At 47.0% G+C, this 20,820-nt stretch carries 20 protein-coding genes and 1 riboswitch; of the genes, 16 read left to right on the forward strand and 4 right to left on the reverse strand.

Features of this window, described 5'->3' with window-relative positions; all coding sequences use genetic code 11:
* Positions 1–258 precede the first annotated feature (258 nt).
* From MKX68_RS16695 to MKX68_RS16730, 8 genes are all read left to right on the forward strand, one after another.
* Complete coding sequence (locus MKX68_RS16695; RefSeq protein WP_445671077.1) at positions 259–2,232, forward strand: peptidoglycan D,D-transpeptidase FtsI family protein; 1,974 nt, start codon at positions 259–261, stop codon at positions 2,230–2,232.
* 236 nt (positions 2,233–2,468) lie between these two features.
* Entirely contained in the window at positions 2,469–3,413 is a 945-nt protein-coding gene (locus MKX68_RS16700; protein WP_340913056.1) for a metal ABC transporter solute-binding protein, Zn/Mn family, read from the forward strand.
* 31 nt (positions 3,414–3,444) lie between these two features.
* Positions 3,445–4,266, forward strand: coding sequence for a metal ABC transporter ATP-binding protein (locus MKX68_RS16705; RefSeq protein ID WP_338588493.1), 822 nt, complete (start codon positions 3,445–3,447; stop codon positions 4,264–4,266).
* Between the two features lie 3 nt (positions 4,267–4,269).
* Positions 4,270–5,229, forward strand: a complete 960-nt coding sequence (locus MKX68_RS16710) for a metal ABC transporter permease (protein WP_339237544.1) — start codon at positions 4,270–4,272, stop codon at positions 5,227–5,229.
* The gene (locus MKX68_RS16715; protein WP_340913059.1) at positions 5,229–6,101 is read left to right on the forward strand and encodes a metal ABC transporter permease; all 873 of its coding nucleotides are present in this window, start codon (positions 5,229–5,231) and stop codon (positions 6,099–6,101) included. Before MKX68_RS16710 ends, MKX68_RS16715 begins: the two co-directional genes overlap by 1 nt.
* A 393-nt stretch (positions 6,102–6,494) precedes the next feature.
* Positions 6,495–7,244 (forward strand): Cof-type HAD-IIB family hydrolase, encoded by a 750-nt coding sequence (locus MKX68_RS16720; RefSeq protein ID WP_076253219.1) that lies wholly within the window; start codon positions 6,495–6,497, stop codon positions 7,242–7,244.
* A 54-nt stretch (positions 7,245–7,298) separates the two neighbouring features.
* On the forward strand, positions 7,299–7,739 hold the full coding sequence (locus MKX68_RS16725) for a DUF456 domain-containing protein (RefSeq protein WP_047841365.1): 441 nt from the start codon (positions 7,299–7,301) through the stop codon (positions 7,737–7,739).
* 61 nt (positions 7,740–7,800) lie between these two features.
* Positions 7,801–9,429 (forward strand): putative polysaccharide biosynthesis protein, encoded by a 1,629-nt coding sequence (locus tag MKX68_RS16730; RefSeq protein WP_339789040.1) that lies wholly within the window; start codon positions 7,801–7,803, stop codon positions 9,427–9,429.
* 200 nt (positions 9,430–9,629) lie between these two features.
* Here MKX68_RS16730 and MKX68_RS16735 read toward each other — a convergent pair whose 3' ends face one another.
* Positions 9,630–10,916, reverse strand: coding sequence for a DUF2515 family protein (locus MKX68_RS16735; protein ID WP_340913064.1), 1,287 nt, complete (start codon positions 10,914–10,916; stop codon positions 9,630–9,632).
* A gap of 142 nt (positions 10,917–11,058) precedes the next feature.
* Here MKX68_RS16735 and MKX68_RS16740 point away from each other — a divergent pair, with 142 nt between their 5' ends.
* The 6 genes from MKX68_RS16740 (at position 11,059) to MKX68_RS16765 (ending at position 16,760) form a co-directional block, all read left to right on the forward strand.
* Positions 11,059–11,403 carry a thioredoxin family protein gene (locus MKX68_RS16740; RefSeq protein ID WP_340913066.1) on the forward strand — a complete coding sequence of 115 codons (345 nt, stop codon included), beginning with the start codon at positions 11,059–11,061 and terminating at the stop codon, positions 11,401–11,403.
* Between the two features lie 489 nt (positions 11,404–11,892).
* Positions 11,893–12,831, forward strand: coding sequence for a COX15/CtaA family protein (locus MKX68_RS16745; protein WP_340913068.1), 939 nt, complete (start codon positions 11,893–11,895; stop codon positions 12,829–12,831).
* Between the two features lie 199 nt (positions 12,832–13,030).
* A complete protein-coding gene (locus MKX68_RS16750; protein WP_340913070.1) occupies positions 13,031–13,747 on the forward strand; it encodes a Cthe_2314 family HEPN domain-containing protein in 717 nt (238 codons plus the stop codon).
* A 136-nt stretch (positions 13,748–13,883) separates the two neighbouring features.
* A riboswitch (SAM riboswitch) is annotated at positions 13,884–14,025 on the forward strand.
* 126 nt (positions 14,026–14,151) lie between these two features.
* Positions 14,152–15,186, forward strand: a complete 1,035-nt coding sequence (locus MKX68_RS16755) for a methionine ABC transporter ATP-binding protein (RefSeq protein WP_340913073.1) — start codon at positions 14,152–14,154, stop codon at positions 15,184–15,186.
* On the forward strand, positions 15,187–15,846 hold the full coding sequence (locus tag MKX68_RS16760; protein WP_340913075.1) for a methionine ABC transporter permease: 660 nt from the start codon (positions 15,187–15,189) through the stop codon (positions 15,844–15,846).
* Positions 15,847–15,920: 74 nt separating this feature from the next.
* Entirely contained in the window at positions 15,921–16,760 is an 840-nt protein-coding gene (locus tag MKX68_RS16765; protein ID WP_340913077.1) for a MetQ/NlpA family ABC transporter substrate-binding protein, read from the forward strand.
* Positions 16,761–16,892: 132 nt separating this feature from the next.
* Here the strand turns inward: MKX68_RS16765 and MKX68_RS16770 are convergent, their stop codons facing one another.
* Positions 16,893–17,849, reverse strand: coding sequence for a DUF2167 domain-containing protein (locus tag MKX68_RS16770; protein WP_340913079.1), 957 nt, complete (start codon positions 17,847–17,849; stop codon positions 16,893–16,895).
* Between the two features lie 215 nt (positions 17,850–18,064).
* Between MKX68_RS16770 and MKX68_RS16775 the strand changes: the two genes are divergently transcribed.
* Positions 18,065–18,844, forward strand: a complete 780-nt coding sequence (locus MKX68_RS16775; protein ID WP_340913080.1) for an SDR family oxidoreductase — start codon at positions 18,065–18,067, stop codon at positions 18,842–18,844.
* Between the two features lie 140 nt (positions 18,845–18,984).
* On the opposite strand, the gene MKX68_RS16780 is transcribed toward MKX68_RS16775, so the two are convergent.
* Entirely contained in the window at positions 18,985–19,230 is a 246-nt protein-coding gene (locus MKX68_RS16780) for a NifU family protein (protein WP_053783253.1), read from the reverse strand.
* 80 nt (positions 19,231–19,310) lie between these two features.
* Between MKX68_RS16780 and MKX68_RS16785 the strand changes: the two genes are divergently transcribed.
* Positions 19,311–19,565, forward strand: a complete 255-nt coding sequence (locus tag MKX68_RS16785) for a YuzB family protein (protein ID WP_036605750.1) — start codon at positions 19,311–19,313, stop codon at positions 19,563–19,565.
* Here the strand turns inward: MKX68_RS16785 and MKX68_RS16790 are convergent.
* Positions 19,562–20,623 (reverse strand): NAD(P)/FAD-dependent oxidoreductase, encoded by a 1,062-nt coding sequence (locus tag MKX68_RS16790; protein ID WP_036673332.1) that lies wholly within the window; start codon positions 20,621–20,623, stop codon positions 19,562–19,564. The two genes, MKX68_RS16785 and MKX68_RS16790, sit on opposite strands and share 4 nt — an antisense overlap.
* Positions 20,624–20,820: the final 197 nt, after the last annotated feature.

Consider the following 20,820-nt stretch of genomic DNA (forward strand, 5'->3'; position numbering starts at 1 on the left):
GCTGTACCACGTTTATATAAGGGAAGGGGAAACGCGATCCGAAAAACGGGATAACGTTGATATGTCAGTGTTTACATTGGAATCGGTAGATTGGGTAGTGTAACGGTTCTGTTTACGAAAATGTAACCAAATATTGAAAGACTTGACAGCTAACCTTTGGTAGACTTGGTTGAGAAAGGATTAAATTTTGGATTGAACGCGTTCACAAGACGGATTAAATATTTTTATTTTTATAGAGGAACGGGAGAGGCTTAAAACATGTTTAACCGATTGAGGAAGAAACCCATGGCTGAGGAAGATACACCCGTCAACAAGCCTTCCACCGCAAGGCTGAATCTGTTTTTTTTCGCGGCATTTGTCATATTCAGTATCCTTATTTTCAGATTAGCCTTTGTGCAGTTTGTGGAGGGTCCTGAGCTGACGTATATGGAAACGAGTCGTAATACTAAAGACATTCCACTCGCACCTGTTCGTGGTCCCATCTATGATGCGACAGGGGAAGTAGCACTAGCTTATTCCGAACCTGTGCAGTCCCTCTATGTGTTGTTGTATGAGGATTATCGGAATGATGAACGCAGGCAGGAAGCAGAGGAACTGGCTCATGATCTTGCTGCTGTGTTTAAGCAGTTTAATCCAGGAGACAAGGAGCAGCCGGATGCGGAAGAAATCATCAAACGACTGGATCTGGATTATCAGAAAACGTTCGGGTATGTGCCAAGATTGGTGAAGTCGGATCTATCGACAAAAGAGATTGCCTTTTTTATGGAGAAGAAAGCGGATTATCCGGGCGTTATGGTGCTGGAAGAAAACATAAGAAAATATGACCCGGATGGCGTAGCGGTTCAGGTTGTGGGTTACACAAGAGAGTTCAAACGAGCACCAGATTCTATTGCCAAATATAAGGCCATCCGTGAAGGAGCAAGTACCCAGCGTGATCCAGGGCTTGTCTATCATGAGGAAGAGAAGGTGGGCTTCGATGGGCTGGAGCTTCAATACCAGGAAGAACTCCGTGGACGAAGCGGTTACCAATCCATTGATATTGACGCACGTAATCTGCCAGATGGAACGATGTTACAAACGCCACCAGAAAAAGGCTACAGTCTGGTTTCCACCATTAACAAGGAAATTCAGATGGCCGCACAAAAGGCGATAACGGACGAATTGCGCAGACTTCCGAAGGCAATTACCGGATACGCAGTAGCCATGGAAGTGGATACGGGGAATGTGGTGGCTATGGCAAGTATGCCAGATTATGATCCAAACGATTGGGATTATGACAAAATCAAATATGTATTCCGGAACGGAACCACCGAGTCGTTCCCACCGAATGATGCCAAGCCTAGTCGGGCGGAATCTGTTATACTTCTTGGATCAGTAATCAAGCCGTTAAGTGTCCTGATTGGATTGAAAGAGGGATTATTTACAGCAGGACAGACCTATCATGATCAGGGATATGCGGTTTTGGGGAAAGACGGACGACAAGTGAAGAACTCACATTCTGCTTATAATGGTTCTATTACGGCGAGAAGAGCGATTGAGAAATCCTCCAATGCCTTCATGATCGATATGGTAGGTAAACGTTTGTTAAGCAAATATGGCTCAGAAGGAATTGATATCTGGGACAAACACATGAAGGAATTTGGCTTGGGTGTGTCCACTGGTGTAGATCTGCCTAATGAATTTTTGGGTAGGCTAGAATATAATAATGATGACGAATCAGCTCTAACACGTTTGGCATTTGCCTCCTTTGGACAGCAAGCCAAGTACACTACAATGCAACTCGCACAATACACGACGATGCTTGCCAATAAAGGCAAACGGATGGAACCACATCTGGTGAAGGAAATCCGTGACGCGGATGGTAATGTAGTGAAGGAAATCAAACCTAAAATACTCAATGAAGTTGATTTTGCCGATGCGCACTGGAATGAAGTTCATAAAGGTATGGTTACCAAAGTAAGCTCATTTGACGGTTTCCCTTACGATTATGCACGGAAAACAGGAACATCAGAGCAGGGGACCGGACCGAACAAAAAAGAGAATGGTGTATTTATTGCCTTTGCACCGCGAGATAATCCGAAGCTTGCTGTAGCTGTTGTTGTACCGGAAGGTGGGTTCGGGTCAGTCAGTGCCTCGCCGATTGCACGGAAAATCTTCGATGCATACGATGAAGTGTATGGTCTCGATGGAACGCCAAAAGGTAAGAAAGACGAAGGAAAAGACAACGAGTAATGTAAAAGAAATGCGGCAGATCAGCGCTTTTACATCACCTCCAACAGGTTAATGAAGTGAACAACATATGAATTTGGACAGGCAGGGGAAATAATCCCTTGCCTTTTTTTTTGGCTTCGGATAAAATTTGCACAAGGGAAACATTATTAGTCTTGATTAAAACTTAATACCTTGTACAACAAAATTAGATGCAGACAAGTATTTTAGGAGAGGGAAAGGGGACGGTTGAATTGTTAATGGTGAAAATGAGGAGTATTCAGAGGGGGTTCATTACGCTAGCCGCTCTGGTTCTGGTGGTTGTACTTACGGCATGTTCCAGTGATGCAGAGACGAGCAGTGGTGGCAAGCTTCAAGTAACCGCTACAACGGGAATGATCGCTGACGTAGCACGTGAGGTAGGCGGGGCATATGTTGATGTTACCGGGTTAATGGGCCCGGGAGTTGACCCCCACTTGTACAAGGCATCCCAAGGTGATATTCGCAAGCTGGAACAAGCCAAAGTCATTTTCTATAATGGACTGCATCTCGAAGGCAAAATGACAGATATTTTGGAGAAAATGTCCTCAAGTAAACGGGTTACTGCTGTTACAGAGACTATTCCAGTTGGGGAGTTACATTCAGGCAAAGATACAGGCGGCACCGAATATGATCCACACGTCTGGTTTAACGTCAGCCACTGGATGCATGCGGCAGAAGCCGTACGCGATACGCTCGTGGAGGCGGATCCGGACCATGCGGAAGAATACAAGGCTCAGGCAGAGGCATATTTAGCGAAACTCGAAGCACTGGATGCCGAGGTGCGTGAGAAGATTCTGGAGATTCCGGAAGCAAGCCGGGTATTGGTTACGGCGCATGATGCATTTGGATATTTCGGTCAGGCTTATGGCATGAAAGTGATGGGGCTTCAGGGCATCAGTACAGCAGCCGAATATGGTGCAAAAGATGTTAGCGAACTGCGGGATTATCTCGTAGATAACCATATCAAAGCAGTGTTTGTTGAATCGAGTGTGCCTGCAAAAGCGATGGAAGCCATCATTGCCGGAGCAGCTCAAAAAGGGCACACAGTCAACATTGGTGGAGAACTGTTCTCGGATGCCATGGGGGCTGAAGGAACGGAAGAAGGCACATATATCGGTATGATTCGCCACAATGTTGAGACGATTGTAGAAGCCCTAAAATAATGAATCACATGAAGAGAGGAGTTACAGGATTATGGAAGATACAATTTTATCGAAACAAACTCCTACAAATCTGAACAACAGTCACTTACAGGGAACGCAGCCAACATCGGCTCCTCTTAGTGTGAGGGATCTGGCTGTTGCGTATCACAAAAAGCCGGTGCTTAGCAGTGTATCCTTCGATATTCCGGAAGGACAGCTCATCGGAATTCTCGGACCAAATGGTGCAGGGAAATCCACCCTGATCAAAGCTGTTCTGGGACTGGTACCGAAGATGCATGGAGAGGTTCGGATCTTCGGACAGTCGTACAGGGAACAACGTCGCCGCATCGGTTATGTGCCCCAACGGGAATCGGTGGACTGGGATTTCCCTACGCATGCGCTTGATGTGGTGATGATGGGACGGTATGGTCATCTGGGCTGGTTCCGTCGTCCGGGGAAAAAGGAGCGGGACTTGGCGGCACACTGCCTGGAGCAAGTAGGCATGGGTGATTACATGTACCGCCAGATCAGTCAGCTGTCCGGTGGACAGCAGCAACGTGTCTTTCTGGCGCGGGCACTCGTACAAGACGCAGATCTGTATTTCATGGATGAGCCATTTGCAGGTGTTGATGCCACCACAGAGAAAGCGATCATTTCGCTTTTGGAACAGTTGAAGAAACAAGGCAAAACGGTACTGGTCGTTCACCATGATCTGGCGACAGTCGAGGAATACTTCGACCATGTGCTGCTGCTCAATGGACGACTGGTGGCAGGTGGACCGACAAGTGAAGTATTTGTACCGGATACACTGCAAGAGACGTACGGAGGCCGGATTGCGATGATCGGAAGCCGGACGGAGAAAGGCCAGGTGTAGTGCATGTGGAACTGGATCATCGCTATCTTATCTGACCCTAATACACGTTGGATATTGCTTGGCTGTCTGTTGTTAGGATTCAGTAGCGGAATTATTGGCTCCTTCACCTTTCTTCGTAAACAGAGCCTAATGGGGGACACCCTTGCTCATGCTGCTCTGCCTGGGATCTGTATCGCATTTATGTTGACGGAAACGAAGTCGGTCGGATTATTCCTGTTCGGTGCTCTGGTGGCAGGCATTGTCGCTACCTTCGGAATCTCGTGGATTACGCGCTACTCCCGGATCAAGCAGGATGCGGCGATGGGAATTGTGCTGACCGTATTTTTCGGGATTGGTGTAGTGATGCTGACGCGCATCCAGCATGGGGCGAGTGGAAGCCAAAGCGGACTTGATAAATATTTGTTTGGGCAGGCGGCATCCATGGTCATGACGGATGTGTATGTCATGGGTGGTGTATGTCTCGTATTACTGATTGCCTGTCTTGCCTGGTTCAAGGAATTCAAACTGGTGAGTTTTGACCCGGGATTTGCACGTGGTATGGGTCTGCCAGTTGCGATGTTGGAGCAGCTCATCCTGCTCTTGACGGTGATCGCGGTGGTGGCCGGAATTCAGGCCGTTGGTGTGGTGCTTGTTGCGGCGTTGCTGGTAACTCCAGCAGCAGCGGCACGTTGCTGGACCGACTCACTTGCACTGATGGTGGTATTGGCAGGCATATTTGGTGCATTGAGTGGTGCAACAGGCACGATCTTCAGTACGCTTGTACCTAATCTGCCGACAGGCCCTGTAACCGTTCTTGCGGCTACGGTGTTGTTTGCCGGGTCAGCTTTGCTGGCTCCGCGTCGTGGATTATTAGCTCGACGGTTGCGCAGTATTCAGGCAAAGTCCGCGTATATGCGTGAAGAGCGGGCTACACTTCAGACTCTCGCCACACAGCGAAATCAGCAGGAACGGGGGGAGATGTAATGGCAACGTTTTGGATTATCTTGACGGCCGTATTGGTTTCTTCTGCCTGCGCCATTCTGGGGTGTTTTCTGATTCTGCGGCGAATGGCTCTGGTCGGTGATGCGATTAGCCATGCGGTTCTCCCCGGTATTGCGATTGCTTTCCTGTGGAGCGGTTCCAGAGATTCGTTATGGATGCTACTTGGTGCAACGGTGTTTGGACTACTGACGGTGTTCTTCATACAGAGTTTGCAGGCGGGTGGACTCTCGTCAGATGCCTCGATCGGAATTGTGTTTACAGCACTCTTCGCCGTAGGGGTCATTCTGATTAGTCTGAACGCCCAGCATATTGATCTGGATCTGGACTGTGTCTTGTTTGGTGAGATCGCTTATGTACAGTGGGATACGCTAACCCTTGGGGGTACGGATGTCGGGCCGAGGGCGGTCTGGATGCTGGGTATCACTTTGCTAGTCATCCTCGTCGTCATTGGGCTGTTTTACAAACAGTTCAAGCTATGTGCCTTCGATCCGGCGCTGGCTGCGGCCTGCGGCATTCCAGTAGTGCTGTTCCACTATCTGCTCATGGGACTCGTTTCCATGACGTCCGTAGCTTCATTTGAAAGTGTTGGTTCGATTCTCGTTGTGGGTATGCTGATTGTACCTGCGGCAACGGCTTACCTGCTCACAGATCGTCTGGGCAAAATGATTCTGTATGCCGTCCTGATCGGAGCAGTATCCTCGGTTGGAGGTTACATCATGGCATACGTCCTGGATGCTTCCATTGCGGGCTGTATGGTAGCTGTTGCTGGGATTTTGTTTGTTCTCGCACTGCTGCTGTCACCGAAACATGGCATCGTATTCCGTTACGCTCGTCGCAAATTCGCGGCAAGGTAATGAAAGTTTAATTGAATAACAGATGAATAAACAAAATTACAAGAAGCCGTCTGCAATGCAGGCGGTTTTTTGCGTGTCTGGTCTTATTACTTTACAAGGGCAACCGGATATAAGATATGCAATATAAGATGAACATGTAGCTTCATCCTGCCGATTAAGGGTTATTTTGTTGCATACAGATGATCTGTGGTAAAATGTCGTTAGCTGTGACGTCCGGAGCGTCCGTTGTTACGGGTGCCGGGCGATCTTGTTGTGAGAGAATGTTTAAAATGGATAAAGAGAACCTTTAAGTTGAACTGGAGAACCATTGTGGAACGTAGAGGGCCCGCGTAGTGCCTGAATGGATATCCATGAGTTCAACTTGGAGAGAGACAACCTAGGAGGAACTACTGTATGAGTGAACTGAAATACAAATTGCTTGCATTGGATATGGATGGAACATTGCTTAACGATAATCATGAAATTACACAGGAGACCGCCAAGTGGATACAGATTGCCATTCGTCGGGGTGTACATGTGTGCCTTTCTACGGGAAGAGCGGTATTCCACGCGATGCCTTATGCGGTCCAGCTTGGACTGGAGACACCGATGGTTACCGTTAACGGCAGTGAGGTCTGGAAAGCCCCGCATGATCTGCATATGCGTCATCTGATGGACCCGGCATTGATTCGCCAGATGCAGGAGATTGGTGAGAAATATAACAGCTGGTACTGGGCATACTCCGTGGAAGAACTATTCAATCGTGACCGCTGGACGGACAATATTGAAGGTCTGGAATGGTTGAAATTCGGCTTCAATACGGAAGTGGATGAAGTTCGTCACCAGATCATGATGGAACTGCAACAAATGGGTGGTCTGCAAATGACCAACTCCTCACCCGTTAATATTGAGATCAACCCTGCTGGCGTATCCAAAGCCAGTGGTGTAGCCGAAGTCTGCAAGCTACTGGGTATCGAGATGTCCGAAGTTGTTGCTGTCGGAGACAGTTTGAATGATCTGGCTGTCATTGAGGCCGTGGGTCTGGGTGTGGCTATGGGTAATGCGCAAGAGCAGGTGAAGGAAGCGGCTGATCTGATCGTAGCGAGTAACAATGAAGACGGCATCGTCGAAGTGATCCGTGAACATATTTTGAAGGGGGAGTAACCTTTGCTCGCAACCGTTGCCTGGATTTTAATTGTACTGCTGTTTGCAGTGGGGATGGCTGGAACGGTATATCCCATACTGCCTGGTGCTGTAGCGATTTTCTTTGCATTTCTGGTCTACGGCTGGTTCTTCAGCTTTGATCCGTTTGGCGTGTGGTTCTGGATCATCCAGATTCTGATTGTTGTCGTGTTGTTCGTGGCTGATTATGTCGTCAGCGCTTGGGGCGTGAAGAAGTTCGGTGGCTCCAAGTTATCGACCACGCTGAGTACCATTGGTGTTATTATTGGGCCATTTGTCATTCCGGCATTCGGACTGGTGCTGGGACCATTTATCGGTGCTTTTATCGGGGAACTGATCGGAGGGTCTTCACCTTCCAAAGCTTCGAAAGTTGGTTTTGGTTCCGTGGTGGGACTATTTACGAGCACTGTGATGAAAATTATTTTGCAAATCGTCATGATTGTTCTCTTTATTATCTGGGTGGTAAGATTCGCCTAAACGTTCAGGATTAGCTTCAACGGGATGCACGTCCGGTGTGGAGGAAAGAAGGGGAATTCGTTTGTCTAAGAAAGAAACATTCATTAGGGGTACGCTCATTCTGGCGGCCGCTGCGCTGATCGCAAGAGTACTCGGATTGGTTCAACGGGTGCCGCTGGAGCATATTCTCGGAGATGTTGGTAACGCATCGTTTACGATCTCCAATACGGTATATTTAATGCTGTTAACTGTAGCAACGGCGGGCATACCGAGCACACTTAGTAAAATGGTATCGGAACGTTATGCGCTCGGACGCGCGAGTGAAGCTCAACAGATCTACCGTGCAGCCCTGATCTTTGCCGCTGTCGCCGGGGTAGTCATGTCTGCTTTATTGTGGTTCGCTGCACCTTATTATGCCACGTATGTCTCTAAAGTACCGGCATCGGTCAGCGCCATTCGCGCCTTGGCTCCTGCCTTGCTGCTGTTCCCGGCCATCGCGATGATGCGTGGATATTTCCAGGGACGCGGCAACATGACAGCAGGTGGTATTTCACAGATTGTGGAACAGTTCGCCCGTGTAGGTACAGCCATTATCGTGGCTTATGTCATGCTGCAATGGAATTATGATGACCAGACGATTGCTGCGGGTGCCTCATTTGGTGGGGTATTAGGAAGTGTTGGTGCCTTCGGTGTCATGCTGTACTTCACCTTGAAGTTGCGTCGTAGCGACCGTGCGGCCCAATTGAATTACGAGCGTGCAGAGCAGTTACCGATGCGAGGTATCTACAGTGATATCTTCAAGCTGTCTATTCCAATTGTGCTGTCTTCACTTGCGGTTCCAGCCATTAACTTCATCGATTCATCCCTTGTGGTACCACTGCTTAGTGGCCAGATCGGACTCGAAGAAGCGACAGGTGTACTTGCGATCCTGGGTGCAAAAGCCCAAAGTATTGCGGGTATTCCTCCGATTCTGGCTATCGCTTTGAGTCAATCGTTGGTGCCTGTCATATCGGCAGCATTTGCCCGCAAGGATGAAGCGCATCTGAAGAGTCAGGTTACACTTGCGTTGCGCATTTCGATTCTGACAGGTATGCCGATTGTCATTGCACTTTGTGCGGCAGCATATTCGGTTAACGGATTGCTGTTTACCAATCTGGATGGAACGCCGATCATTGCCTTGTTAACATTCGGTACCATTTTCCAGATTACGATGATGACCACCAACTCCATTTTGCTTGGGGTAGGTAAACCGCGGATTACGATGGTCAGTGTGGCAGCAGGTGTTGTGATCAAACTGATCGCAAGTCTGATTCTGGCGCCGATCTTTGGCATTTACGGTATCATTATTGCAACGGCCCTTTGTTTCCTGGTTATCACATACCTGAATCTGCGGGTCCTTCGCAAAATCGTTGATTTCTCCATCATGGGAGATCGTTGGAAAGGGTTTATCATTACGGTCTTGCTTGCAGCAGGTGTAGGATTTGCAACGAACTGGATTGGGAATACGATCTTTGGACTGTTCCTGCCAGCGCGTGTATCTTTCTTGTTTACCTGCCTTGTGGTTGGTGTGCTTGTTGTGGTGGTGTATCTGGTTCTCATGGTTGTGCTGCGTGTACTGCGCAAGGACGAGCTGGGCAGTTACCCCCGTATTCTGCAAAAAATTCTTCGTCCACTTATGCGTCTTCAACGTGGAGCTGGGCAAAGAGGTTAAAAATGCAAGGAGCATCATTCAAGCATTAATATTTTGTGAAAATAGGATACAAGCTCTGTCTGCTGTTAAGCGGACAGGGCTTTTTGTTTAGCTAAGGCGAGCTGAGCGACTGAACTCGACATTAGCCCAGCAAGCGAGGATTAGCGATACATCGGGGTATCATATCATCCGTCTTTGTCTGCTCTATATGATTTTTAGCATTAGTGTGTGATGGCTTTGGCATCATGAGCCAGTGCTGTTTTCAGCATGCCATACCGGTGTTCGTGACTCATCTCAAACAGCCATGGCCGACGCGGTGCCGTCAGATAACCGAGACAATCCCGAGTCTGAAGCCAGTCCTGTCTGGTGATCGGTTCATAAGGCGTGTCCCCCCATACGGAGAGCAGTTCCGGACTATATAATCGTTGCCCTTCTGGAAGCCATTCCTCATCAAGCAGCGCCTGAGCGTATAATGTGTGATCACCCGCCTCGTCTTCACGATTGGTAAACAGACCAGGCCAATATTCGGCACGCGAGCCACGATGGGGAACCGAACGTGCAAACTCCGACACTTGTGTGTGTACTTGCTCCACGCCAAACAACAGGGCATATAGCCCTTTGCCAAACATGATTCGCTCATCCAGCTTGCCAAAATGTTCAATGACGCGTCCTGCGAGTCCTGCTCCCCGTCCAAGAGGGAAGACGATATGATTCAGACCCGCCAAATTATGCAGATGGAATGCGGGTTTGGAGAGGACTTCTTTTTGAAAATAAGGATGCTGCACCACCCGGCTCTCGATATAGTTCTGCTCATTAATAATTAATGCCACACTAAGCAGTGAACTGCACCGTTCCAGCCAAAAGCGTTCCCAAAACGGCGTCATAAACGCCGAGACGTGAAAGTGCGACAAGAGATGGAAACAGCTTCGTCCGATCCGGCGACTGTTCATATACAGCAGAAGCTGTGGATAGGCATCCTGGAAAATGAGTGCATTGCATCGCTCCAGCAGTCGGTACATATGCTCGCGATCGCTTTGATCCTGTAGATTATGCATTAAATCACTCTGAAGATCTGTCATGTGATATCCGCCGTTGCGAGAGACCATATGGGCCAGCAGTGCCCAATGCAGTTCGGGATATTGCTCATAACATTCCAAGTAGGCTGCCGTGCGGGTGATATTACTCCGATTGTGCTCCTGAGTCAGTGTCTTAATCTCTTCCAGAATGATGCAATCTTCTTCGCAGACGAGTGCGCTTTGAACCTGGTCCGTGCGTGCAAAAGACTTGCCGCTGGCAGGTAAAAAACGCTCCACCTCAGACTGTAAGGCAGCTGCCGTATCTGTATCCCACTCGATGTCACGCAATGGGTGACGAAGCTGTGCAGAAGCTTGCCATGCAGCCTGTTTGCCACGCCAGATTTCCCGGGCAGCACCCGGAATGGAACGGACCATCTGCAGGAGGGACCCGTGATGTTGTTCGCTGGAAGAATCGGTTCTGGTGGAAGTCATGATGTGACATCCTTTCATGATGTTCTGGGTTTAAATTCACAGAGCATGTGGTTTATTCTAAGTATGCGCTGATTATTTGACTTCCACTCGCCAATTTGCTTCACTTAGGGTAAGACAAGGTACAGAAAGGGAGATGAACCGAATGGAACAGATTACTTCCAAACCGGCTTTTGATGTAGCCATCCAATCCCCACGTTTGACGATTGCCGTATTCAAGGCAGACTGGTGTGGAGACTGCAAATACATCGATCCGTTTATGCCTGAGGTTGAAGAGAAATATGCACGTGAACTGACTTTGATTGAGGTCGACGTGGATCAGGTTGGAACGGTTAGCGAAGAGCAGAATATACTTGGCATTCCAAGCTTTGTGGCGTATACAGATGGCCGCGAACTCGTACGGTATGTGAACAAGCTGCGCAAGTCGAGAGAAGAGATTGAGCAGTTCCTGAATCGCGCAGTCGAAGTGTACAACACGATCCATAAATAATGTTATATAAGTTCAACGAATGAATATTTACACAGACACTACGATGCCAGAATAACCTTCCGATCGCTGTTATCCCCAGATTTTTTTTAATCCCTTTTATAAAGGGGAAATCCGGGGATAAAGGCGAACACTTTGCTTCTTCAGGCTATTTCTGTCCTCTCCGTTATGGTGTAAATGTTTAATTGAGCTTATATAAAAGTATGACAGGTTCATGTTGTAAAAGGGTATACTTAAAAGAACGCCATTTCTCTTGAAATAGGGAAATGGCGTTTGTATGTTCGATACGTTCTAGGTAAGAAACGTTTCTGTACATAGTCCCAATGACCTGCGGGTCATTATTTCACCAGACGTTAACATTTTGTCACAAAGCGCGACGTCAATGAACATTTTATCCGGTATAATGAATTTAGTTGTGAAATAAGTGTCAAAGTACCGAAACAAGCGGAGAATATTCTTCGCCATCTTAAACCAACAGCGGGTGAGAAAAAATTGAAACACTTAACTTTGTTTAAATGGTTAACCGTATTAACCTGTCTTGTCATGTTTCTGGCCACTTTTGGTGGAGGCATCGTAACCAAAACGGAATCAGGCCTTGGCTGCGGAACGGAATGGCCTTTATGTAACGGAAAACTCGTTCCGGCACATACTGTGGCTTCACTCATTGAATATTCCCATCGCGCTGTGAGCGCACTGGCTGGATTGTTGTCCATTGCCTCGTTTGTTGCTTTTCTGCGGTTTGGCAAGTCACGCCGTGATCTGCAATTGTTTTCTTTCTTAACCTTGGTATTTGTTATCGTCCAGGGAATCATGGGGGCTTTTGCCGTTGTCTTCTCCCAATCTTCAGCAGTTATGGCACTGCATTTTGGTTTTGCACTGATTGCTTTTGCCAGTTCCCTAATGATGGCGCTGGGCATAAGGCAGGAGGCAAAAGATGGCGGATTGGAGCGCCTGAATAAATACCCTCGGGTTAGCAAAAAATTCAGGAATCTGGTCTGGTTTTCCACCATTTACACATATCTCGTGGTATACACGGGTGCATTTGTGAGTCACACGGATTCTGCCGGCGGATGTTCCGGATTCCCGCTCTGTAACGGGCAGATTATTCCTGAGCTTTCGGGTGGGGTAGCGGTTGCTTTTGCTCACCGTGCAGCAGCTGCATCGCTTGTGATTGTTATTGCAATTCTGGGTCACTTCGCTTACCGTAATCATCCGGACAACAAGGAGATGCGCACCCTTGGCGTAGTATCCGTTATTCTCATCCTGATGCAAGTCGTGATTGGTATTTTCATGATGGTGACAATGAACCGTCCGGAAGTATACATGTTCGTAGCTCTTGCTCATATGCTGGATATCGCCATATTGTTCGGGGTTTTAACCTATATGAGTTTCCTGGTGTACAAGCTACATCGTCCGGTTAATCGGTTCTAAGATATAGATTCATTTATTTTCTAAAAGGAATTGGGCTAAATATGAAAGTCCACCATCCAGTGATGTACATCATTGGACAGGTGGACTTTGTTTGATGTCAGGGGGATCAGGGCAACCTATGGCAAGCAGCAATTACACGGAATGGATGATGTGTTAACGGTGATTAAATCTTGTTGATTTGGAAAAGAGGAGGTTAGATATGCTGCGAACGTTGCTGGGGGAAAAACCGCGTATCAATGAAGGTAAATTAAAGGCAGCGATGGACGCAATGGCGCATACCCTTGAGCTATTTCAGCGCCAAATGCATGTGGACCATGATCCCACGCATGACTATCGGAAGCTGTATGTGTGGACTCAGGGACTCATCTCCTCACTGGATGAACTGGAGCAAAGCTGCTTTGCTGCTGCTCATTTTCGCAAAAAGGTTGTTGCAGGCTCAACGGATGATATGACGCCAGCTGAAAAGGCCGAGTATGCCCGGTATGTGTATTTTTACAAAGATGGCTTTATCCGCTGCTTTGCCATTCTGGATAAAGTCGGCACCGTCTTGAATGAAATATTCCAACTGAATACTTCAAATACCAAAGCGCATTTTTCTTATTTTACTGTGTTAAGACAGTTTGATTATGTGAGGGAGCATCATGATCTTGCATTGCGATTGATTCAGATCAAGGACTCTTATCGGGAGCCGATGAGCAAGCTGCGCAAACGTCGTAATATGGAAATTCACTACATGAACTCCGAAATGCACGATGACCTGTGGCAGTTACACCAGACCTTGCAAGGTAAAGTGAAGTTGGAGGATCTGAATCAGCATGTACAGGAAATGCGTCAGGGCGTGGATATGGTCTGTGAAACGTTAACAACCTCTTATAATTACATCAATAATATATGGAAAAGAAATAATTCCCTTTGACAAATCGGAATACTTGGAATATACTGAGTTTCAACTAGAATGTTACAGTGACAAAGAATGAATTGATATTTCAAAAGTTACGTTCACATTATAAAGCTTGAACTACATGAACTTATAAAATCCTACAACAACATATTTCTTATCGAGAGCGGCGGAGGGACAGGCCCGATGAAGCCCGGCAACCGATTTGTAACGACATGATAGATGTATCATTCGTTATAGATGTTAGGTGCTAATTCCTACAAAATGGTGCAAAGCACGATTTTGGCAGATGAGAAGGTATAATCTTTCACGTGAAGAGCCCTCTTTGTATCTGCAAAGGGCTCTTTTTTTGTACTTTAAGGGGAGTTTTCCTTTAGATCGGGTAAAGATACATGTAGGTGGTTGGAAAGGGGCAAGTGCGATTGATTGAATTAAAAGGTTTAACGAAAACGTACGGCAAAGGGAAAAGATCTACAACAGCGTTATCCGAGCTGAATTTGAGCATCCAAAAGGGTGAAATCTACGGCGTGATTGGCCATTCCGGAGCGGGCAAAAGTACATTGATTCGCTGTATTAATTTGTTGGAACGCCCTACGGAGGGTGAAGTATGGGTTGATGGGATCAACCTGACTGAACTGAGCAAAACCGAATTGCAGCAACAGAGACGCAAGATCGGGATGATTTTTCAACACTTTAATCTGTTATCCTCGGCAACGGTATATGACAATGTGGCGTTTCCATTAAAGCTTGTGAATACACCCAAAGATGCCATTGATCGCAAAGTGAAGGAAATGCTCAATCTGGTTGGTCTGGAGCACCATAGCAACAAATATCCAGCTCAATTATCGGGTGGACAGAAACAACGTGTAGGGATTGCGAGAGCACTTGCGAGTGATCCGAATGTACTTCTCTGTGATGAGGCTACTTCAGCACTTGATCCGCAGACGACAAATTCAATCCTGAAGTTATTGCTCGACATTAACGAAAAGTACAACCTTACGATTGTGCTGATTACACATGAGATGCATGTCATTCAGAACATTTGTGACAAAGTGGCTGTCATTCATCAAGGCGGCATTGTGGAGCAAGGACCTGTAACAGAAGTGTTCCTGAAGCCGCAGCATGCGATTACGCGGGACTTCATGATGCGTGACCATGAAGCTGGACTTGCTCTCGAAGAGACCGCTCTGGCGAATGCAGGCGTTGAATTGCAGGCAGGTGTTGCTTCCAAACTTGTGAAGATATCCTTTTTGGGTAACAAAACCTATGAAGCGATTTTGTCTAGAACGGTACGTAAGACAGGCGTGGATTTTGCCATCCTGCAAGGTACAATCTCAACGATCAAACAGGTTCCTTATGGACAGCTGACCGTTCGTTTCGAGGGCGATTCCATTGCGATTGATCGGACGATATCAGAATTAACCGCTGAGGGACTTGATGTGGAGGTGCTTCGTTAGATGGATTTTTCAACCGTACGTTGGGAAGAGGTTGGTAAAGCCTCCATTGAGACACTGCAAATTTTGGGTGTATCAGGCTTGTTCACCGTTATCTTAGGTTTACCACTCGGAGTTCTGCTGTTTATGACAGCCCGATCTGCTTCGATTAAGTCACGGACAGTATACTCTATACTATCCCTGATTGTTAATATTTTGCGCTCGGTACCATTTATCATATTAATTGTTGCTCTTATTCCATTCACTCGTATACTCGTCGGTACAGCTACAGGGGTTCTCGGCGTAATACCTCCTTTGGTTATTTCAGCAGCTCCTTATTTCGCTCGTTTGGTTGAGAACACGTTGCGTGAAGTCGATCGGGGTGTCATTGAGGCGGCGCAGGCGATGGGAGCATCAACCGGACAGATTGTAAGACGGGTGTTGTTGCCTGAAGCATTGCCTGGTCTGCTTGCGGGGATTACGATCACTATTGTTACGCTTGTCTCCTATACGGCGATGGCGGGCATGGTTGGTGGTGGAGGTCTGGGAACACTGGCAATTAACTATGGATACTTCCGTTATCAAAATGAAATCATGATCATATCCGTAGTGTCGATGATTATTCTAGTGCAAATTCTCCAGATGGCTGGAGATCGCTTGGTTACATTTTTCACCAGGAAATAACACATAGATAACATGATGGACATGCATTCGTGCGGACGCCACATGAAAAAATGATGAGAGAAGGGGTTTTACACATGAAAAAATGGTCTTTCGCTCTACTTAGCCTTATGCTGATTGCAGTTCTCGCAGCTTGCGGAAACAACAAGGATGCCGATAGCGGCGCAGACAATTCAGCAGGTGCACCACGCACAGTGGAATTGAAAGTTGGAGCTTCACCTACACCACATGCAGAGATTCTGGAAAGCATCAAGCCTGAACTGGAAGCACAAGGTATTCGTTTGCAAGTTGTTACGTTTAATGACTATGTACAACCCAACCAGCAACTTGCTGATAAAAAATTGGATGCAAACTTCTTTCAGCATCAGCCTTATCTGGACACAGAGAATAAAGAACGTGGATTCAACCTCGTTGCTGTAACACCTGTTCATGTTGAACCTTTTGGCGGATACTCCAAAAAAATTAAGTCTTTGGATGAATTGGCTGACGGCGCAAAAGTAGCAATTCCAAATGACCCATCCAATGGTGGACGTGCTCTGTTGTTGCTCGCGAAGGAAGGTATCATTACGCTGAAAGACAACACAAATATCACATCTACGATTCAAGATATCACAGCCAATCCGAAGAACCTGAATATCATCGAGCTTGATGCAGCCATGATGCCTCGTCAATTGGATGAAGCGGATCTGGTATTCATCAACGCCAACTATGCGCTTGAAGCAAACCTGAATCCAGCTAATGATGCTTTGTTGATTGAAGATCTGCAAGGTAACCCATACGCAAACATCCTCGTTTCCCGTGAGGACAATAAGGATTCAGATGCAATTCAGAAACTGGCTGCTGCATTGCACTCTGAAGAAGTAAAAACATTCATCAAAGAGCGTTATAAAGGTGCAGTTGAACCTGCAACTGAATAATTCACGATATATAAGTATGATACGATGTGAAGTTTGTAATAAATAAAGAAATAAGCCGTATATCTCTCAAGAAGAGATGTACGGCTTATTTTATGTTTCCTGAGTCTGTGCTGAGGTGGGGATCAACATAAGTCAGAGTTTTTCCGGTTTGTCAGCATTGGAGTGATGTCCAGATTGACGGTAGTAGGATAATTCATTTTGATCAGCATACTGCTGTTCATCTGCTTCCTGCAGGTACGTCCTCTCGGACGGAGATAGTGTTTCTTCTTCTCCATTTGAGCTTTTGATTTTGTATCTGATCCAACCGATTAGCCCAAGGACAACAACCAGGATCAAGGCCCATCCTTTTTTGAGCAAAAGAAGAGCACTGAATTGCTGGGAAGCCGTGTACCCGATCCCGCCCATCAGAAGACTGTTGAGCCCTATAGTGGATGTTTTGTCAGTCGAAGCATTGTACTCCTCATAGGTATATCCTGCATTGATGTTAAGTTGATTAAGGACGGTTTCCTCGAATGCCTGGCGGCTCTGTTGAAAGGTGGCCGTATCTGTGACCAGAATGGCTTTAATGTACCCTTCGCGTGTCAGGAGTTTTACATTGTAATTGACCATGGCTTGCTGATCAGCATTCTTGAAACCAAGGGAGTAGACCAACTGATGTTTGGTACTGTCATATGCCGGTTCAATTTCCCACCCCGTTATGTACGTTCTATATTCCGGATCAAGTTCTCTGTTATCTTCTTCTGTACCTCTGATATAACTGCTTAACAGTTCTTCGGCACTCAGATTTTGATCGTCATCATGAATATGACCTGTCTTTACGTATTCAAACACAACATACCACGAGCCAAATTCGCTATTGCTGGTTAGACTTCCGATTTCGTTCCCGTTAGGTTTGCCCCCGCTGTTAAGTATCGAGCGTTGAGTGTTCGTCTTATCCAGATAGGAATGGCTCTCAGGGACTTCCAGGGTGGCTTTGCCATCCAGCGTTACCGATGCCGGTCCGGTAATCCAATCATACTCATCAGGCGCTGGGTCATTCTCACTTGCCGCTGAAACCTGCAAGGCACCAGAGACAGTTAATAAACTCACCATCAAAAGTGTAAGAAATGATATCCATCTTTTATTCATCATATTCATGTAGAGGTCCTTTCAGGTTATATCCTCGACAGTACCATAGGTGTCTGATTTCGATCAAGATATATTTGGAATTAAAGGTGGATAATCCCTTGTGGATAAGCGAGTTGTAGGAGGACGATAAATCTTTTATACTGGATAGTGACTGCTCTTTGAAGAGGGGGATGAACGTGAAGGGAAAGATTGCCCTCATAACGGGAAGTGCCAAAGGTCTTGGTAAAATGACGGCCCTCAGTCTGGCAGATCAAGGGTGTCATATTGCCCTCAACTATGTACACAGCAGAACAGAAGCTGAGGCTTTAAGGGCTCAGATTACAGCCAAGGGTGTGCGGTGTATTGCCATCCAGGCTGATATATCCAAGGTGGAAGATATCTCTTCATTGGTTGAACAGGTGGAAGGCAACCTGGGCAGCATTGATATTTTGGTGAATAATGCGGGTCCATTTGTCCGTGAACGACGATTATTTGCGGATTATTCTGAAGCTGAGGTCCAGATGCTTGTGCAGGGAAATCTGCTGGGACCGATGTTACTGGATCAGCGTGTATTGCCAGAGATGAGACGCAAGCAATGGGGACGCATTATCCATTTTGGCTTCAGTCATGCTGGAGAAGCGAGATCTTGGCCTCATCGCGCCGTATATGCAGCTGCCAAGGTGGGTCTGGTATCTTTTACAAAGACACTCGCCGTTGAGGAAGCCCCGTATGGAATTACGGTCAACATGGTATGCCCGGGAGATATTCGCGGTGCCAACAAAGAGAAAACGATTGATGAAATGGCAGGTATCACCGATGAGGAAACGCCAAGAGGGCGTCCTGGCAGCGGTGAAGATATTGCACGAGTGATTACGTATCTGTGCCTTGATCATTCCGATTTTATAACAGGCAACATTATGGATGTATCGGGAGGGCTTGATCCGATTCGTCCGACCATACAGCGCGAGGATACTTAAGGTGAGTTTGTAGGATTGGACGTGGAAACCCGTTGAAACTGGGGACAGATGAAATGGACACTCTGAATAGGCGCACAAAAAAAGAGCCCTCCGCTTCATGCGAAGCGAAGGCTCTTGAGGTTTATTTCGTGAAGGATTGATTAGAATACTTGTACGACTTCTTGTACACCCTCAACTTCTTCGAGAAGGGCGCGTTCAATCCCGGCTTTTAAGGTAATGGTGGAGCTTGGGCAACTGCCGCAGGCACCGACCAGTTTCAGCTTAATGATGCCGTCCTCCACGTCGACCAGTTCCACGTCACCGCCATCGCGTTGCAGGAACGGACGAAGTTTATCAAGCACATCAGATACCTCATCATACATGGTGCTTTGTGCGTTTTCGCTCATATTGTTCAACTCCTTTCCTTCCTATATTATATTACAAATGGCCACAAATTAAAATGGTCAAACAAAGCAGGTGAACTTAAATGAGACCGATTATTGAATTTTGTGCCAATAATATGCATTTTGGCACAGATGAAGTCATGGATCAACTGGAAGAAAATCCAGACTATGATGTGATTGAATACGGCTGCCTCACCAACTGCGGCCAATGTTCTATGACTCCATTTGCACTGGTGAATGGAGAAGTTGTCATCACGGACAAAGTGGAAGATCTATATAACGCCATTCTGGCCAAAATTGCCGAAGCCGATGTCTGGGACGAGCTCGATCTCGACTAACCGAGATGGCGCTTGGACATCCAGAGCACACCACTTTTTAGAATACGAGGTACACGTCCCATCATGGACGTTTTGCCCATCAGCCCAAACCCAGACTTCTTGCCGAGTGCACCCAGTGTGCCACGAAGCTTGAGTGGATGTGGATTGGGCTTTTCGCCTTTCCAGAGGGCATGCTGAATATGGGCGATCTGCTCACCCTGTACTTCCGCAGCTTGACCGCTAGGTGCATAAGGTACACTTGCACAGTCACCAACGACATACACATCGGTATATTCCGGGATTTGGTAGTATTCATTCAGGACGACACGTCCTTGAGGGTCTTTGGTCACGTCCAGATCCTGTACCACTTTTACGGGCTGAATGCCTGCAGTCCATACGACAGCATCCGTTAGAATCTGTTCATCCCGGTTATAGATGGCATTTGGTTCAACGCGTGAAATGGCGATATGCCCACGTGTCTCTACCTGGTGTTCGTTGAACCATTCATGCACATACACGGACAGACGTTGCGGGAAAGCGGATAATACACGCTCACCACGATCCAAAATGCTGATGTTCAGATCCGGTCTGCTCTCACGAAGTTCGGCTGCCATCTCGACACCACTTAATCCTCCGCCTACGATATGCACGTTGCCATAGGCTTTGACTTCATTAAGGCGTAGGTAAGTCTCACGTGTTTTGCTAAAGCTCTGGATGGTACAGCTGTAGTCTTCTGCACCTGGCGTGTTGTGGAAACGGTCTGTACAACCGAGTCCAATGACAAGTTTGTCGTACACAAGCGGGTCTTGGCCTTCAAATTCAATCTGACGCTGTTCCAGGTCAATCGAAGTAACTTCTCCATAACGGTAAGTGACTTTATCGCTCACTGGAAATTGGATACGCAGGTCATAATCAGATACGGTTCCTGCTGCGAGTGCGTAATATTCTGTCTTTAATCCCTGAAAGGGGCTGCGGTCCACCAAAATAATTTGTGTATCGGATGGAATTTTACCTTCCAGAAGTTCCTTGATGATGGTGAGGCCGCCATAGCCGCCTCCAAGAATGACGAAATTTTTCATGACTCGGCTTCCTTTCTGCATCAGTCCCACTGAAATGGGGCTGTAAACTGTGGAGCAGCTATGCAATGACATAGCTGCTCCTTTTGTTTGGATTTGAATAATTGAAAAGGTGACATTGAAAATTGAAGATATCATTCAGCAGTTTGCACCACTCGAATTCAAACGTCTCCCTATAATGAAAGCTGCGCTCTGGAGTG

Origin of the sequence: Paenibacillus sp. FSL M8-0212, assembly GCF_038004645.1 — a bacterium.
Lineage (GTDB): Bacteria > Bacillota > Bacilli > Paenibacillales > Paenibacillaceae > Paenibacillus.

Excerpts from the sequence above, each read along its gene's own strand:
- MKX68_RS16695 (WP_445671077.1), top strand. The coding sequence starts at position 259 with ATGTTTAACCGATTGAGGAAGAAACCCATGGCTGAGGAAGATACACCC.
- MKX68_RS16700 (WP_340913056.1), top strand. The coding sequence starts at position 2,469 with ATGGTGAAAATGAGGAGTATTCAGAGGGGGTTCATTACGCTAGCCGCT.
- MKX68_RS16705 (WP_338588493.1), top strand. The coding sequence starts at position 3,445 with ATGGAAGATACAATTTTATCGAAACAAACTCCTACAAATCTGAACAAC.
- MKX68_RS16710 (WP_339237544.1), top strand. The coding sequence starts at position 4,270 with ATGTGGAACTGGATCATCGCTATCTTATCTGACCCTAATACACGTTGG.
- MKX68_RS16715 (WP_340913059.1), top strand. The coding sequence starts at position 5,229 with ATGGCAACGTTTTGGATTATCTTGACGGCCGTATTGGTTTCTTCTGCC.
- MKX68_RS16720 (WP_076253219.1), top strand. The coding sequence starts at position 6,495 with ATGAGTGAACTGAAATACAAATTGCTTGCATTGGATATGGATGGAACA.
- MKX68_RS16725 (WP_047841365.1), top strand. The coding sequence starts at position 7,299 with ATGGCTGGAACGGTATATCCCATACTGCCTGGTGCTGTAGCGATTTTC.
- MKX68_RS16735 (WP_340913064.1), bottom strand. The coding sequence starts at position 10,916 with ATGACTTCCACCAGAACCGATTCTTCCAGCGAACAACATCACGGGTCC.
- MKX68_RS16740 (WP_340913066.1), top strand. The coding sequence starts at position 11,059 with ATGGAACAGATTACTTCCAAACCGGCTTTTGATGTAGCCATCCAATCC.
- MKX68_RS16750 (WP_340913070.1), top strand. The coding sequence starts at position 13,031 with ATGCTGCGAACGTTGCTGGGGGAAAAACCGCGTATCAATGAAGGTAAA.
- MKX68_RS16760 (WP_340913075.1), top strand. The coding sequence starts at position 15,187 with ATGGATTTTTCAACCGTACGTTGGGAAGAGGTTGGTAAAGCCTCCATT.
- MKX68_RS16765 (WP_340913077.1), top strand. The coding sequence starts at position 15,921 with ATGAAAAAATGGTCTTTCGCTCTACTTAGCCTTATGCTGATTGCAGTT.
- MKX68_RS16780 (WP_053783253.1), bottom strand. The coding sequence starts at position 19,230 with ATGAGCGAAAACGCACAAAGCACCATGTATGATGAGGTATCTGATGTG.
- MKX68_RS16785 (WP_036605750.1), top strand. The coding sequence starts at position 19,311 with ATGAGACCGATTATTGAATTTTGTGCCAATAATATGCATTTTGGCACA.
- MKX68_RS16790 (WP_036673332.1), bottom strand. The coding sequence starts at position 20,623 with ATGAAAAATTTCGTCATTCTTGGAGGCGGCTATGGCGGCCTCACCATC.